General features: G+C 36.7%; 15 protein-coding genes. 8 read left to right on the top strand and 7 right to left on the bottom strand.

Features of this window, described 5'->3' with window-relative positions:
- The first annotated feature begins 250 nt into the window (after positions 1–250).
- The 7 genes from mtlD (at position 251) to MKL36_RS05085 (ending at position 7828) form a co-directional block, all read left to right on the top strand.
- Positions 251–2398: a bifunctional mannitol-1-phosphate dehydrogenase/phosphatase gene (gene mtlD, locus MKL36_RS05115; protein WP_021510805.1), complete on the top strand. Its 2148-nt coding sequence runs from the start codon at positions 251–253 to the stop codon at positions 2396–2398.
- Between the two features lie 104 nt (positions 2399–2502).
- Positions 2503–3129 carry a 2'-5' RNA ligase family protein gene (locus MKL36_RS05110; RefSeq protein ID WP_021510804.1) on the top strand — a complete coding sequence of 209 codons (627 nt, stop codon included), beginning with the start codon at positions 2503–2505 and terminating at the stop codon, positions 3127–3129.
- Positions 3117–3635 (top strand): bifunctional adenosylcobinamide kinase/adenosylcobinamide-phosphate guanylyltransferase, encoded by a 519-nt coding sequence (gene cobU / locus MKL36_RS05105; protein ID WP_000939710.1) that lies wholly within the window; start codon positions 3117–3119, stop codon positions 3633–3635. The genes MKL36_RS05110 and cobU overlap by 13 nt, the downstream gene beginning before the upstream one ends.
- 2 nt (positions 3636–3637) lie before the next feature.
- Entirely contained in the window at positions 3638–4693 is a 1056-nt protein-coding gene (gene cobT / locus MKL36_RS05100) for a nicotinate-nucleotide--dimethylbenzimidazole phosphoribosyltransferase (protein ID WP_021510803.1), read from the top strand.
- Positions 4686–5285: a histidine phosphatase family protein gene (locus MKL36_RS05095; RefSeq protein WP_001051568.1), complete on the top strand. Its 600-nt coding sequence runs from the start codon at positions 4686–4688 to the stop codon at positions 5283–5285. The genes cobT and MKL36_RS05095 overlap by 8 nt, the downstream gene beginning before the upstream one ends.
- A gap of 124 nt (positions 5286–5409) precedes the next feature.
- Positions 5410–6978, top strand: coding sequence for a histidine-type phosphatase (locus MKL36_RS05090; RefSeq protein WP_017725099.1), 1569 nt, complete (start codon positions 5410–5412; stop codon positions 6976–6978).
- A 106-nt stretch (positions 6979–7084) separates the two neighbouring features.
- Positions 7085–7828 carry an adenosylcobinamide-GDP ribazoletransferase gene (locus tag MKL36_RS05085; protein WP_017725100.1) on the top strand — a complete coding sequence of 248 codons (744 nt, stop codon included), beginning with the start codon at positions 7085–7087 and terminating at the stop codon, positions 7826–7828.
- 78 nt (positions 7829–7906) lie between these two features.
- On the opposite strand, the gene MKL36_RS05080 is transcribed toward MKL36_RS05085, so the two are convergent.
- The 6 genes from MKL36_RS05080 to MKL36_RS05055 form a co-directional block, all read right to left on the bottom strand.
- A complete protein-coding gene (locus MKL36_RS05080; RefSeq protein ID WP_000572397.1) occupies positions 7907–9016 on the bottom strand; it encodes a 3-deoxy-7-phosphoheptulonate synthase in 1110 nt (369 codons plus the stop codon).
- A 96-nt stretch (positions 9017–9112) separates the two neighbouring features.
- Positions 9113–10000: a sulfite exporter TauE/SafE family protein gene (locus MKL36_RS05075; RefSeq protein ID WP_021510802.1), complete on the bottom strand. Its 888-nt coding sequence runs from the start codon at positions 9998–10000 to the stop codon at positions 9113–9115.
- Between the two features lie 132 nt (positions 10001–10132).
- Positions 10133–10435: a hypothetical protein gene (locus MKL36_RS05070; protein ID WP_000971109.1), complete on the bottom strand. Its 303-nt coding sequence runs from the start codon at positions 10433–10435 to the stop codon at positions 10133–10135.
- On the bottom strand, positions 10432–11988 hold the full coding sequence (locus MKL36_RS05065; RefSeq protein WP_021510801.1) for a PepSY-associated TM helix domain-containing protein: 1557 nt from the start codon (positions 11986–11988) through the stop codon (positions 10432–10434). The genes MKL36_RS05070 and MKL36_RS05065 overlap by 4 nt, the downstream gene beginning before the upstream one ends.
- Positions 11981–12280, bottom strand: a complete 300-nt coding sequence (locus tag MKL36_RS05060; RefSeq protein ID WP_000047700.1) for a hypothetical protein — start codon at positions 12278–12280, stop codon at positions 11981–11983. Before MKL36_RS05060 ends, MKL36_RS05065 begins: the two co-directional genes overlap by 8 nt.
- A gap of 62 nt (positions 12281–12342) precedes the next feature.
- Positions 12343–14442, bottom strand: coding sequence for a TonB-dependent siderophore receptor (locus MKL36_RS05055; protein WP_021510800.1), 2100 nt, complete (start codon positions 14440–14442; stop codon positions 12343–12345).
- 221 nt (positions 14443–14663) lie between these two features.
- Here MKL36_RS05055 and lpxB point away from each other — a divergent pair, with 221 nt between their 5' ends.
- Positions 14664–15839, top strand: coding sequence for a lipid-A-disaccharide synthase (gene lpxB / locus MKL36_RS05050; protein WP_000013434.1), 1176 nt, complete (start codon positions 14664–14666; stop codon positions 15837–15839).
- Here lpxB and MKL36_RS05045 read toward each other — a convergent pair.
- Positions 15836–16483: a CerR family C-terminal domain-containing protein gene (locus MKL36_RS05045; protein ID WP_000091623.1), complete on the bottom strand. Its 648-nt coding sequence runs from the start codon at positions 16481–16483 to the stop codon at positions 15836–15838. The two genes, lpxB and MKL36_RS05045, sit on opposite strands and share 4 nt — an antisense overlap.
- Positions 16484–16578: the final 95 nt, after the last annotated feature.

Here is a 16578-nt window from a genome sequence, read left to right as displayed (position 1 = left end):
ACATGATCAGCGCATAAAAAGAAGAAGCAAAAGTAGTAAGCGAGGAAGGCTTGCTACTTTTGTGTTTAAACTCAGTTTCAGAATTATCTATATTGTTCAACCTTTTTGAGTGTTTAACTCTTCTCAGTAACAGATTGCTTATATTTTTGATTAAAAAATAACCACTAATGTTTCATTTATTATCATCCTGCCTTTTTTAGCAATTTTTTGTATACCCTGAATAAAACATGATCAAAAAAGAGGTAAAAACGTGCTTATTTTTCATGGAAAACCTGTTCATGGAGCTATCTTCGATATGGATGGGACAATGTTTGATACTGAACGGTTGCGGTTTCAAACATTGCAACAGGCATCTCAAGAACTCATTGGGCAGGAGGTTTCACACGAATATTTAATGCAATGTTTGGGGTTAAGTGCGACTACAGCGGAAAAGCTTGCACAACGTTTATACGGAGTAGATGTTCCATATAAGGAAATTCGAAAACGTGCCGATGAGATGGAACTAGAACATATTCGAAAACACGGCGTACCTATTAAAAAAGGTTTGGTTCAAGTTCTAGAGCGTTTAAGAAAATCTGGTTTAAGAATGGCTGTGGCTACTTCAAGCCGTAGAGCAATTGCCGAAGAATATTTAATTAATGCAAATGTTTATAAATTTTTTGATGTCATTACTTGTGGGGATGAAGTAGAACAAGGGAAGCCACATCCAGAAATCTTTTTAAAAACGGCTAGTCAACTTCATTTAGACGCTAACCAATGTTTAATGTTTGAAGATTCGGAAAATGGTTTAACTTCAGCCCACACATCGAAAGGTTTAACGATTTTATTAAAAGATATTAAAGAACCCAATGATGAAATGCTGGAAAAAGCGCATTTTTATTATGACCAGATGTATGACTTTTTAACCGACCTTGACCAATTTATTCCCGTTATGGATATGCCAGAGATACAGGAACCTTTTCCGCAAAGTCTGAATCAGCTTACTGTTGGAATACATGGTTTCGGTGCTATTGGCGGTGGTTATATAGCGCAGATCTTGTCGCATTGGGATGGTTATACGAAACCAAAACGTATAATTGCGTCAACACGAAATAGTCTTTTCCGAGAAGCTGTAAATGCGTTTGGAACCTATAGTATTCGCTATGGGCAATTTTCTTATGATGAACGTATTGAAAATATGACCATTGTTGATTCTGACAATGAACAACAAATGTTAGAGATGTATACTCATTCAAGTTTGATTGCATTATGTTTGCCTGAGCAAGCGATCGAACCTGAATCAAAGATAATTGCAAAAGGGTTATATGCGCGTTTTAATTCGCAACTTGAAACATGTATAGAACCTTTAACCTTTCTAATTATTTTAAATAAGGTTGGTGCGAAATATTTGGTTATGAAGCATCTTAAAGAAGCTCTACTAGAGTTAACCAACGATGAAGATGTAACCGAGCATATTTTAAAAGAGCATTACTTTTGCGACACCGTTGTAAACCGTATGGTTTCAAAACTTTCTAATCAGAATTTATATCGTCAACTTCGTATTAAGCATAATTTTCTTGAACAGCATTTAGAAGATGTGGAGCAAGAAGACCAAATCGAAATTGAAGACTGTAATAAACTAACTCCAGATCAACTAAATCAGGCTTCTATCTATGTTGATAACATGCGCCGTAATTTCCAGCCGGGACATATCTTACAAAGCATGGATTTAATCTTGTTCCATAGTGAAACTGATATGCCAATCTATGTAGAGAAAGGCAGTCCTTTACTTGAAAAGTTGCGTCAGGTGGTATTGGTTGACCAAATTACTGACATTCAACTCATTAAAAATCGTTTATGGAATGGTGTACATGCGATGCTTGCTTGGTATGCATCTTTAATGGGTTATGAATCTATTGGTATTGCCATGGGTGATCATTTAGTTAAAGCATTTGCAGAGAACTTAATTGCAGAAGTGAAGCAGGGACTTGCAATTGTATTACCTAACTATGCAAAAGATTTGGATCGAATGTCACAAAGTTTTCTAAACTCATGTGAATATGCATTTAAAGATCCTTGTCAACGCGTAGCTAGAGATCCACTACGCAAACTCAATCATAATGAGCGTGTCATGGCATCAATTGCTGTGAATATTCGTCATGATTTGTCTTATAAAAACTTAGTAAAAGGTGCTGCTTTAGGTTATGCCTATGCGATTCAATTTTTAGAAATTGAAGAGACTAAAGCTGTTGAACATCTGCAGCAGCAAATTCAGAACCTAGACTTGAGTACAACTCAAAGAAGACAGTTTGAAGCTGAATTGGTTCAACTTATCCAATATTTGTTTTCTGAACAAGGTAAACAACCTTTGGACATTAAGCTGAACAATACCAAAACTACATCAAATCAATATGTTTGAGTTTGCTTATTGAATTAACCTCAACAATTGAAAGACAAACATGTTTTAATACAAAATTTGAATAATTTTGAATTAAAACTGTGCTGTTAAAACCCTCCACACTCATGGTGCCAACACCTATACGGGATTATCCCGAATGGCACCTTGGGCGTCAAAATTACGCATTGTGGTATCTAGAAATTAATGATCAGAAATTAGTTCATTATCTAGATCAATTGCGTGCGCATTTTTCAGAATATCTAGTAGAACCTAATCACCGTCAATATCATGTCACGCTGTTTATATGTGGATTCTTGACCCATGAAAATAAAGTTCATGATGATGACTTTTGTTTTAGTGGCTTTGTGCAGCAAAGGGAAATTTTAAGAAAAGAAGATATTGCACCATTTCAATTAAAAATTGGTTCAGTTGATAGCTTTAGTAGTGCTTTATTTGTAGAAGTCCAAGACACCGAAAATAACTTATCTCTCATACGGCAAAAATTAGGTATAGTTTCTAATGAAATTGCCGCTTTAGATTATTGCCCGCACATTACATTGGGTTTGTATAAGAAAGACTATAGTAGTAATTTGATTTTACAAAAAATTTCTCAATTACCTGTACAATACACACAGGCTGAATTTGATCTTAAAGTTGAGCATTTAAGCTTTGGCTATTATCAAGCTCAAATTTTACAAGGTCAGCTGTATCCGTATCAGCATTTGTTTTTAGGTGATTCATGTTGCAATTGATTTTAGGTGGTGCCCGTTCTGGCAAAAGCCGATTGGCTGAACAAACGGCCATATCTATGCAATTAGCTGTCACTTATGTGGCTACGGCGCAAGCGCTTGATCCAGAAATGCAAAGCCGAATCGTCCATCATCAAAATCAGCGTCCTGCTCACTGGTCTTTGGTTGAAGAACCATTATTTTTAGCAAAAACTCTGCAAGAAATTGATCGACCTAACCAAATTATTCTGGTGGATTGTTTAACACTTTGGCTAACCAATTTGTTACTTTTAGAAGATCAAAACATTCAACAATTTGAGTGTGAGCAGCTGTTAAAAGTTTTACCCACACTCGAGTCAGAAATTATTTTAGTAAGTAATGAAACGGGGTTAGGCGTTGTGCCACTCGGTGAGATCAGTCGTCGGTTTGTCGATGAAGCAGGCAGACTACATCAAGCTCTAGGGCAAATTGCAAATAAGGTTGTGTTTTGTGTGGCTGGTTTTCCAATGATTTTAAAAGGTGAGAAATAAAAATGAACTGGTGGTTACAATCTGTGCAGCAACCTAATTTAGATACAAAACAACAAGCTGAGCAACATCAACTCCAACTTACCAAACCTACAGGTGCTTTAGGGGATCTAGAGCAGATTGCAATCATACTTGCCAGTTTACAGTCAAATACGCATCCACAAGTTAACCATCCATGGATTACAATTTTTGCAGGTGATCATGGCGTAGTTGAAGAAAATATCTCTGCATATCCTCAAGCTATTACTCGTCAAATGTTGCAAAACTTCACAACTGGCGGTGCGGCAATTAGTGTCATTGCCAAATATCATCAAGCTCATTTGCAAGTGATTGACTGCGGTACAGCAGGCGAAGCATACGAATATGCAGGTGTTGAACGTCATTGTATTCGTGCCGGCACAGCAAATTTTGCCAAACAAGCTGCAATGAATGCTGACGAGTGCCGTGCTGCCTTAGAGTTAGGGAAAAAAAGTGTAGATACTGCTAAAGCGAATGGAGCAGATATTTATATTGCGGGTGAAATGGGGATTGGAAATACCTGTTCTGCCTCTGCTTTAGCATGCCTTTTATTAAATGATACTGCCGAGCAATTGACTGGAGTAGGTACAGGAATTGGTGCTGATCAGTTAAGACATAAAATTGAAGTAATTGAAAAAGCAATTGAACTTCATCATAAACATGTCATTGGTGATGTCTTCAAAACACTATGTGCTGTAGGTGGTTTGGAAATTGCGGCAATTACAGGTGCTTATATCCGCTGTGCGCAAGTGGGTTTACCTGTGATTGTAGACGGTTTTATTAGTTCTGTAGCCGCTTTATGTGCTGTGCGGATGAATCCTCAAGTGCGTGATTGGATGTTGTTTGGTCATCAATCGGCTGAATATGGACATCGCCGTATTTTACAAGAACTCAATGCTGACCCAATTTTAAAAATGAATTTGCGTTTGGGGGAAGGTAGTGGTGCTGGCGCTGCTTTGGCATTGGTTAAAATGGCTTGTGCTTTACATAACCAAATGGCTACCTTCGCTCAAGCGGCTGTAAGCGGAAATAAAATTGGCTAAATTTAGGATTGATTTGCTCAGACATGGAGAAAGCCAGTATAGCCATACCTTACGTGGCCATTTAGATGATGAGTTAACAGCAAAAGGTTGGCAGCAAATGCAGGCAACCATTGAGCAAGTTTCAAATCAGCCATGGGATGTCATTGTAAGTTCATCATTAAAAAGATGTGTTTGTTTTGCCGAGCAACTGGCCAAAACAGCAGAACTCCCCTTACTTGTAAATCATGACTTAAAAGAAATGTATTTTGGTGAATGGGAAGGCATCTCAACTCAGCAAATTTATGAAACTTCACCCGAATTACTGGCAAACTTTTGGCAAAAACCAAGTCAATATTGTCCACCTCGCGCAGAAACATTAGACCAGTTTCAAACAAGGGTTCTTAAAGGCTTTCAAGATTTGCTGGAGCATATGCAAAAGCAAAACTTACAGCATGCTTTAGTTGTTACTCATGGCGGTGTGATTAAGCTATTGGCTTGTTTAGCCAGACAACAGCCTCTAGATGACTTACTTAAAATGCCGGCAGAGCTTGGAAAATTATATTCACTCGAATTTTCTGAAACAGATGGTCAATTAACTTTTAAGTTAAGATAGTAGTTTTATATTTTTATACACTTGTAAGTTATTATTTTTAAAATGTTATTTTAGCCTGTGTAATAGAACTGTCATTGCTAGTATCTAAGCTATTGGCATTTCTTATTAATCACACATCTGGCTTATGAATATTTTATTTAAAACAACTGTGCTTGCAGCATCATTATTGCTCGCGGCTTGTAATAACAATGATGATCAAGAAGCTCAAACTGCACCATCTACAAACCCATCAAAATATTATCAAACGAAAACGCCTTACCAACCTCAACAAGACTTAAAAAGCTATGAACAAGCGCCGACTGGGTTCCAGCCAGTTTTTACAGAGTTAGTGGCACGTCACGGTTCGAGAGGTTTATCAAGTCTGAAATATGATTTAGCACTTTATAATTTATGGAAACAGGCGAAAGCTGAAAATGCTTTAACGCCACTAGGTGAGCAATTAGGTGCTGATTTAGAAGCAATGATGAAAGCGAATATTTTGTTAGGTTATGGTGTTGAAGGGATCCGTCAGTACGGTTATGGAAATGAGACCATGACTGGTATTTTAGAACACCGCGGTATTGCCGATCGCTTATTACAGCGCTTACCAACTCTTATAAATTCACAGGCATCTATATTAGTACAAAGTTCTGGAGTAGACCGTGCGGTAGATAGTGCTAAATTTTTCACTGCTGAACTCATTAAACAACAACCCCAACTGAAAGATAAAATTGTTCCATTGTCTTATACCAATTTATCGAGTGAAAGCGTGCCAAGTATTGAAGATGGTGGCGTTGATCGTTTTAAACTTTATTTTCATAGCTTGAATGCAGACGAAGACTTAGCTCAACCACTGAGTGCTAGCCAACAAAAAATTTATGATGCTAGTCAGGCCTATCAAGATTTTGAAGAAAATAATAAAGATTTAGCTCAAAAGTTAGATGAGTTATCTAATAATACTCAGGCTGAAAAAACTGCCCAACTGGTACTCAGCCCGATTTTTAAAGCTGACTTCATTAAAAAGCTCGGTACCACTGGTTATAGCTTTAGCAATACCGGATCCTTTACAGTAACTTCGCCTAAAGGTGAGCAAATTACAGAAAAAGGTAAGGGGAAAAATACAATTGCCAGCGCAGTTGATGCAGCGGCTTATATTTATGAACTCTATTCAATTTTTGGTGGTATGAAAGATGAGTTAAAAGGTATTGATTTTGATAAATATATGCCTTTGGAAGCCGCAAAATTTTATGCTGAATTTAATGATGCCAATGATTTTTACGAAAAAGGCCCAAGCTTTACAGAATCAAATCAAGTCACCAGTGAAATCGCCCAAGGACTTAAACAAGACCTGTTCCAACAAGTTGATGCTGTTGTGAATAAAGCCCAACCTTATAAAGCAGTTTTACGGTTTGCCCATGCTGAAATTATTATTCCTCTGGCAACTAGCTTAGATTTGCATAATATGATGCAGCCGTTACCACTACGCCAGACTTATAATTACTCGACAAGTGCATGGCGTGGTGAAGTAGTTTCACCTATGGCGGCAAATGTACAGTGGGATATTTACCAAAATAACCAAGGCTCTACTTTGGTAAAAATGCTTTATAACGAAAAAGAAACTTTATTTAAACCTGCATGTAATTATGCACGTTATACACCAACCAGTTTTTACTATGACTACATCAAATTGAAACAGTGCTATCAAATGCAATAGATTTTCAGTTTTTGAAGTCTTTAATGGGAATAGGGATTGCTATTCCCATTTTTATTTCTTCATAATTCAATTTGTTTTTAAATATAGACCAGTTAGAGACTTGGATATGACACCTTTTTGGATAGCATTGCAATTTTTAACTGTTCTGCCTATTGAGCTAAAAACAATACCAACGGCGCAACAAAATGGTCGAGCTATTCTGTTTTATCCTCTAGTTGGTCTGATTATTGGGGGCATACTTTTTCTTGTTACCTGTATTTTTGTTAAATTACCCGCTCTTTTACTTGCGGCAATCGTACTCGCTTTATGGATCTGGCTGACAGGTGGATTGCATTTAGATGGGTTAGCAGATACTGCCGATGCGTGGGTAGGCGGTTTTGGAGATAAACTACGTACTTTACAAATCATGAAGGATCCAAGTTGTGGTCCAATTGGAGTTCTCAGCTTAGTTATCATATGTTTGCTCAAATTTGCACTAGTTTATGTGTTGATTGAACAGCATCAATCTTTATTTTTAATATGCATTCCTATCCTTGGGCGTGTGGTGCCATCTATTATGTTTTTAACTACACCATATGTCCGCGAAAAAGGCTTAGGCCGTTCTTTGACAGGCCATTTACCCAAAACTGCTTCATGGATAATAACTACGATAGTTTTGTTATTGGCTTTATATTGGGGGTGGCAAGGGCTTATTGCCATCATTGGTTTTTTAATCAGTCTTGTTTATTTAAGACATGTGTTTATAAAAAGGATTGGCGGTATTACAGGGGATACCGTCGGTGCAGCGATTGAAATAGGAGAAACTGTACTAATGTTTACTTTTGTCGTAAGCTATTTTTATTTAGTTTGATGTTAAATTCCACCTCAATAAAATAAAAAAAAGCCCTCAAAAAAATGAGGGCTTAATTTTCAATCTTAAAAAGATGAATTAGCGGTTTGGTAAAACTTCTTTTAAAGCTTCATGCATTTCAAGCAAGGTCTTTTCAGTAGTTTCCCAGTCAATACAACCATCAGTTACTGATTTACCATATTCAAGGTCACAAAGATTGTCAGGAATATCTTGGCGACCACCTTTTAGATGACTTTCGACCATAATACCTACAATTGACTTATTGCCATCTAAAATCTGTTCAGTAATGTTTTTAAGAACAAGCGGCTGTAAGTAAGGGTCTTTATTCGAGTTAGCGTGGCTTGCATCAATCATAATTTTGTTGCTCACTTTTGCTTTCGCTAAAGCGTTTTCTGCTTCTGCAACAGAGCCAGCATCATAGTTTGGTTTACCGTTGCCACCACGCAATACCACATGTGCGTAAGGGTTACCTTTTGTATTAATGATTGAAACCTGACCGTCTTCATTTAAGCCTAAGAAACTATGGCCATATTTAACAGACTGCATGGCATTGGTTGCGACAGTTAAACCGCCGTCTGTACCATTTTTAAAACCTACTGGTGATGATAGACCAGAAGACATTTCGCGGTGAGTTTGGCTTTCGGTTGTACGTGCACCAATCGCAGACCAAGAAATTAAGTCTTGATAGTACTGTGGAGAGTTAGGATCAAGTGCTTCAGTTGCACAAGGTAAACCTTTTTCATTTAACTCAAGCAAAAGTTTACGGCCAATACGTAAACCTTTTTCGATGTTAAATGAGTCATTCATATCCGGATCATTAATTAAGCCTTTCCAGCCAATTGTGGTACGTGGTTTTTCAAAATAAACACGCATAACCAGATATAAAGTATCTTTAACCTTTTCGCTTAGCGCTTTTAGGCGATCAGCATATTCGTGAGCAGCTTTTGGATCATGAATAGAGCAAGGACCAATAACGACAAATAAACGTTTATCTGAACCATCTAAAATATTACGAATAGTTTCGCGGCCTTTTAGAACAGTTTGTGAAGCAACATCAGATAACGGAAGTTCTGATTTAAGCTCAGCTGGTGTTACAAGAGTTTGGATGCTTTTAATGTTAACGTCGTCGATATCTGGCTTGGAAACGGAATTTGAATGTGTAGTCATTGCTGTCACTGGTTCGATCATACTAAAGGTTGTTTTGTGTACTGAATATACCATGAAATAATTATGAAAATACTACATCTCATGGCAATTCAGTTTGGAAAAATCCCATTGATTTTACTATCTTTCGGTCGAGTTGCCTGTTTTTTCAGCAACTACTGCTTGTTGTTGTACCACAGCTGCTTTTGGTTTGGCTTTGACTGGGTGGACCATAAAGTTAACACCAAGAGCAAATAGTGTAATACCCAAAATTTTACGGATTAAACGTTCCGGCATACGTGAGCTAATTAATGTTCCAATAATAATTGCCGGAATTGAACCTACTAATAACCACATAAGCAGCACAAAGTCGACATTACCGGCACTCATATGCCCAAGACCTGCGACTAGGGTTAAGAGTACAGCGTGTACGACATCGGAACCAATAATACGAATCATTGGTAAGTTAGGGAACATGATTACAAGTGCCATAATTCCAAAGGCACCAGCGCCGACTGATGATAGTGTTACGAATACACCTAAAATAATACCCATAATCACAATATAGGTACGCTTATTTTGAACAGATAATTGCTCATTTTCAGTTTGAGTATTCTCTTTATTTCGGAATTTATTAAAGAACTTTTCAATCCGAGTACGGAAAATGATGGAAACACCAGTTAAGGTCAACATAAAGCCTAATACCATGGTTAATACAGCTTTATAATGAGTTGACTGACTTAAATAATGCTCAAGTACCCACGCAGTACCAAAAGATGCCGGAATACTACCGACCGCTAACCATAAAACAATCGGCCACACGATATTAAGTTTTTTTGCGTGAACCATCGATCCACAGAACTTAGAGATCGCGGCGTAAAGTAAATCAGTACCAATTGCGATATGCGGTTCAATCCTAAAAAGACCAATTAAAATTGGTGTCATTAATGATCCACCACCAACTCCTGTAATACCTACACAGAAGCCAACTAACATACCTGCCAAGATAAATTCAAAAGCACCAGACATCTTTATCGCCACTTATCACGAAACGCAGATATCTTATTCCTTTTAGAGATAAACAGTTGTCATGAATAATGATTTACTTATGCAAAAAAAAGCTAAGCAATCAAAATCATGCTTAGCTTGAGGAAATTTTATTCAAATTGATGACTTAGAGGAAGTTTTTGATGGCTTGAGCGGATTAAGCCAAAGTATCAGCAAAAAGGTTAAGGGTGTTGCAAAGATCCACCAGCTGACAAAACCAATTGAAAAACCATATTTTTTGATGAGAATAAACCCGCTCAACGCAAATAGTAAAAAGGCCAATATCCTCAACAATGAATAATATTTTTGAGCAAATAATTTAAAATGGCCTGCCGACTTCGGTGATCTATATTTTTCAGTCGATATGAATAGTAAATACATACCTAGTAAAGTCAGGATAAACACAAAGAACATCATGAATTCACCTCAATATTTAACTTACTCAGCTTTTTTTGAATTTTATCTGAAGCTTTATTTTGAATAGGCTTAATTTTAAGAAATATAAAAAAGGCTAAAGCTGCAAATAACCAGAAAAATATATCTATACGTGCAAAATCCCAATAACCACTAAAGTTTTGAATATAATTATTTTTCAGTAAATAACTTATATTCAAGATAGGGAGTGCAATACTAAGCAGAATAAAAATACCTAGTTGAGTTGGCCATAAATATTGTTTTTTAGTGATGAGCGCAATAATAAAGCTCATGAGCCACACGAAGAAGAAACTATAAATTTCATAATTAACAGTGGTGGCCGTGACAGTAAACAATCGATTCGCATACAAATAAGCAAGAGTTGCACAAGGCAAACCTACAAAGGTAGCAACATTTAAACGGTCAACTAAATAGTACCCGAAATGAAACTGACTATTTTTACTTTGAAGTTGGCGTTTAAGACTCCAAAGCAACAAGCCAGAGGCAATCATTACACAGCCTAAAATGCCAGAGAAAAACAATCCTAAGCGAAGTAGAGGCTGAGCAAAAGTTGCCATATGGAGGCCATATACTCCCGCATAAAGAGTGGCAATAGGACTATGATTACGTGTATCACCCAAGACTTTAGCATTTGTAGCATCTAATGTGATTTGTGCTTGATTACGGGTAATAGAATGGTCTTCTTGCTGAATAAACGTAATTTGAGCCTGATTCGTATTTGGATTTTTAACACTCATAGTTGCTAAAGTTTGATTTCCCCAACGCTGTTTAAGTTGAGCTAATAGCTTTTCAACTGGTAAATTCTGTGCAGGATGCGGTGTTGTACTTTCTGTGACTGTTTTTGTACGTATATCATTGAAATATTGATATGGATTCTCTGGATAGAGTTTTTGCATTCCCCAAGGTAAATATAAATAGAAGAAAATAGCCAAGCCAGTAAAAGTGACCGTTAAAAAGAAGGGTAGAGCAATAACAGATGAAACATTATGAAAATCTAACCATGAGCGCTGTGATTTAAAGGTACGCAAGGTAAAAAAATCGGTGAAGATTTTTTTATGAGTAATGATGCCTGAGATTAAGGCAATCAACATAATAAAAGCTGCTAAAGATACGACCAACCGCCCAATTAATATCGGGACACCAAAAAGTTGATAATGGAAACGGTAGAAAAAGTCACCGCCTTCAGTCGCAGAAAGTTTTAATTCTTGACCAGTGTTTGCATCGAGGGTTGCATTCCCATAACTACCATCTGGTTTTTCCCAATACATCGTATTTACCGGACTTTCAGGTGTAGCAACAGTTAAATACCAAGATTTAGCATCTGAAGCATGTTTTTGTAAGTATTGATATGCTGTTTTAATTGCCACATCTTGTTTTATTTCAAATTGTGCAAGGGGTGGTTGCATCCACAAATTAATTTCATGGCGGTAATAAGACAAACTTCCCATTAAAAAAATAGCAAATACGAGCCATCCAAAAATTAAACCAGTCCACGAGTGGAGCCATGCCATAGATTGACGTATACCTTTATGCATAACCTACCGTCCGTGTCACAATAAAGAAAAGGGCAAATAATGCGATTGATAAAATGGTCAGTCGCAATAATGATTGGATGCAGAAACCAACAATCACGAAAAATACATAAAACAAAATAGAAATAAAGGCCGCCAAATAGATAGCTTCTGGTTTGTCTAAGTTCAAATGGAAAATTTCAGTTAGTCCAAGACTTAAGTACACCATACAGGCATAACCCATACCGAAAACAACTAAGAATCGATAGAAAACTTTTATGCGATATAACATGGGAAGATTTAAAGTTTTGGACATATTTACTGACACATAAAAAAATAAAAAGAAAGCCAACCCCAAAATTGGGATTGGCTACGCTATTAATATTTAAACTTTACAGCAACTGTATAGTTGGCTGGGGCACCATAGTAACCCTGACCACCAGATAAACCTGTCAAATACTTTTCATTTGTTAGATTATTGCCATTCACTTGGAACATTACATGTTCGTTTAAATCATAGCTGGCCATAACATTAAGCAATGCGTAAGCATCTTGTTTTACAGTTGAATAAGAGGTGTCATGTATATCATCTTGCCATTTAATGCTTGCACCAACTTTCAATTTTGGAATTTGGGGAACAGTATAAGAAGCTAAAACGTTAAGTGTTTGAGTTGGGATATTTGGTCTACCTCTTTCACCTGATTCCATATTTTTTAGACTAAATGTTGAGAAACCAAAAACTAAATCTAAGTTATCAGTTAATTTTCCAGTTAATCCAACTTCAACCCCTTGCGATCTAATCGTTCCTATTGGTGACGAGTATTTATTATAGAGCGGATCCCATAATGGGTTTAGTGCAAAGTTATCTTCGTCTGTTCTAAAGATAGCGATATTTCCAGTTAAAGCACCATCTAACCAAGAGCTTTTTACACCTACTTCATAACTTTCACCCTCTACTGGTACAGCGGTTTGTTTAGTAGAAAGATCGATAACCGTTTGTGGCCTAAAAATAGAGGTATAACTCATATAACCTGTGTATTCAGGAGTAAAGTTATATGTAATACCCGCATACGGGGAAACTTTATTCTTTTTATAATCCAAAGTTTCGATTTCAGTATAGTTAGCACCTAAGATAAATTTCAGATCCTCACCTAGATGAAGACGTGTGGCACCGTAAACAGACTTCATTACTCTTTCTTCTGGGTCAGCATAGGTAAAGTCTCCCCAAGTCGGTTCTTCAGGTGTCCAGCTTGGTAAGTCTGTAGTAATAACGCCTAAACTACTACCATACGAATAAACACTTTGAGCATTATACTTTGACCAGTTATAACCAATATTTGCTTCGTGTTGCTGCCCTAATAAATTAAACGTACCTTGAATATCTGCATTTGCTGTAGTTTCTTTAAATTTTTGATTATAAATTTCTGGTAATAGTGAAATACCAGATGTATTGTCTGTAGCAGAAGGAGAACCATTGAGATAAAGCATTTTATCTTTAACCTCTGATTTTTTAAGGTTATAACCTAACCTTAGCTTCCAGTCTCCCCATAAATTTTGTTCAATATTGGCAAAATAATTATCAATTTCCCAATCGTAGTATGTCCATGATGGTGCATAATTATAGTTGCGTGAATAATTTAATGGTTCTCCTTTTGAGTTAACTAAGGGTAGTGCACCCCATTGCGAACCATTAGCGTATTGACGAGTTTTTGAATATCCTGCTGAAATATTTGTAGTGTCTGTAACGTCAGCTTCTAAAATTCCTTGAAAACCGTTTTTTTCTTCTGAATAGCGGTCTAGATAAGAATCTCCGACTTTCTCATAACCTACGAGACGTCCTCGTACTCGCCCATCTTGTGTAAGAGAACCTGAGATATCAGCTTCATAGCGCTGCGTATCCCATGAACCATAGCTCACCCCAGCATTTGCTTGAAATTCTTTAGTAGGGCGTTTACGGATATAGTTAATTGTAGCCCCAGGATCACCTAGAGCATTTGTTAGAGCATCAGCACCTTTTACAATTTCAATGCGATCATAGAAATAGCTATCTGCATCACTATTATTATAATTATAGCTATCAACTTGAGGGATACCGATTCCGTCAACCAAAATATTTGAAATATCAAAACCACGAGCAGTATAAGTTGTTCGGTTTGTTTCTAATCCAGTTACTGTCACACCTGGTGTATTACTTAAAACATCACGAGTACTGGTAAGGCCAAAATCTTCAATTTGCTGACGAGTAACGACATTAATGGTTTGGGGTGTTTCCTTCGCCTCAATATTAAGCTTGGTTGCACTACTTGAGTTTATAACATTATATGCCTTGGTCTGTTCAGAAGACTGCTCTGCATTTGATGCTTTGACTTGAATCGTTTGCAAAGCTTGTACCTGTGCATCTTGGGCATAGGTGAGGTTGGCATAACAAATCGCGCAGGCGATTACAGACAACTTAAATGGTCGAGGTGGGATATTCATAAGATTAAAGATAATGTAAATAATTCTCATTTATTTTATTGTTTGTAAATGTAAGCTACAATTCAAACAACATTGTTAATTTAGATTAAAAGATAGTGTATGAATGTAATTTTAGATAGTGATGTGCTAGGGCTAGGTTTAGCTGGGATTGATTAGGCAAGTTCAAGATTAATAAGCCTCTATGCTAGAATGCATTATTTCAAATTCTTGGGTAAATCGCCTTGGCAAACCGAAAACTTAAAATAGGCATTGTAGTTGGAGAAGTTTCTGGAGATACGCTCGGCGTAAAACTCATGCGTAGTTTTCGTGAGCAGGGAATCGATGCTGAATTTGAGGGAATCGGTGGCCCTCAAATGATTGCGGAAGGTTTTAACAGTTATTACCCAATGGAAACTCTGTCTGTGATGGGCATTGTTGAGGTATTAAAAGACTTAAAAAAACTATTCGCCGTACGTGATGGCTTAATTAATCAATGGACTCAGCATCCAGTTGATATTTTTATTGGTATTGATGCACCAGACTTTAACCTCAGACTTTCGAAAAGTATCAAAGAAAAGAATCTTCCAATAAAAACAGTTCAATATGTGAGTCCATCAGTTTGGGCATGGCGCCAAGGGCGAGTACATGGCATCAAACAAAGTATAGATTTAGTACTTTGCTTATTTCCTTTTGAAAAAGTTTTTTATGAACAATATGAAGTTCCAGCGGCATTTGTAGGCCATCCATTAGCTAAACAATTACCGCTTGAGAACCCTATTCAAATTGCTAAACAAGAATTGGGTGTTGATGAAAATCAAAAGCATATTGCTTTGTTGCCTGGTAGCCGCAAAGGTGAAGTAGAAAGACTTCTTCCTATGCTATTGGGGGCAGCCAATATTTTGCATACAAAATATCCAGATATTCAGTTTTTAATTCCGGCAATTAATGATGCGCGCAAACAGCAGATTGAGCAGGGGGTTGAACAATTAGCACCGCAGTTAAAAGCAAAAATTCATATTTTAGAAAATACGGATAGCGAATCGAAAATTGGTCGTATGGTCATGAACGCGAGTGACATTATTGCCTTAGCGTCTGGAACGGCGACATTAGAAGCCATGCTCATGCATAGACCAATGGTCACTTTCTATAAACTGCATTGGTTAACTTATTTAATTGCTAAATTCTTGGTGAAAATACCTTATTACTCTTTGCCAAATATCATCGCGGGTAAAAAAGTAATTGAAGAGCTGATTCAGGCAGATGCAACACCTGAAAATTTAGCGGCTGAAATAGAAAAACTAATGAATGTTGAAACCGCTCAAATTCAAGTAATGCAACATTTAACTATGCATAAACAGCTTATTTCTGGAAATACAGAAGATCCGGTTCAAGCCATTTTGCAATGTTTGAATAGCTAATTTTTAAGATTTGATTGGCTAATTGCTTTTAATCCAGCTAATGAAAATTTTTTAAAGTGTTCAACTAAATCATGTAAGGGCATCTGAGCAATATTTTTAAGTGGCTCAGGTGCTTGAGCATTAGGTCCGGCAATAATAAGCATCATGCACGGGGTCATCACGCTTAAAATACAAGGTAAAACGGCCGGATCATTTTCATCTAAGTTCGCCACTTGACTAATCAACTTTCGAATAAGAAAAAATTTTCTCATTCCAGTTAATTCAATAAAACTTAATAAATGCTCAGACGGTGAAAACAGTTCGCGAATAAAAACTTTGCCATGCCAAACATCTTTTTCCGTCAACTTATGTAATAAAGTTTCAAGTAATAAACTCAATTTTTCTTCGGGAGAGTAAGTACTTTCAACAAGTTCTAGTAAGTATTGTTCATCTAGATAATGGGCATGAGCTTCCATTAACACTGCTTGGTATAGCCCATCTCGGCCATCAAAGTGATAATTAATTGCTGCTAAATCGACATTTGCTACTTTGGCAATTGTTTTGTTTGCTGTTTTTGCAAAACCATATTGGGCGATTAAGGGTCCTGCTGCCTCAATAATTTTAGTCTTTGTCAAATCACCATCACTTCGTCTAGATCTGGACATGTTTAAACCTAATTTTATTTCATCATAAAAGTATATCTTTTATTCAAAGATTAAGGTAATTTAAATTTAAATTGAATTTAAACTATGTAAATTTG

The sequence above is a fragment of the Acinetobacter sp. AOR12_HL genome (assembly GCF_027855275.1).
Classification (GTDB): domain Bacteria; phylum Pseudomonadota; class Gammaproteobacteria; order Pseudomonadales; family Moraxellaceae; genus Acinetobacter; species Acinetobacter baumannii.
This window is presented reverse-complemented; position numbering and strand designations above follow the sequence as displayed.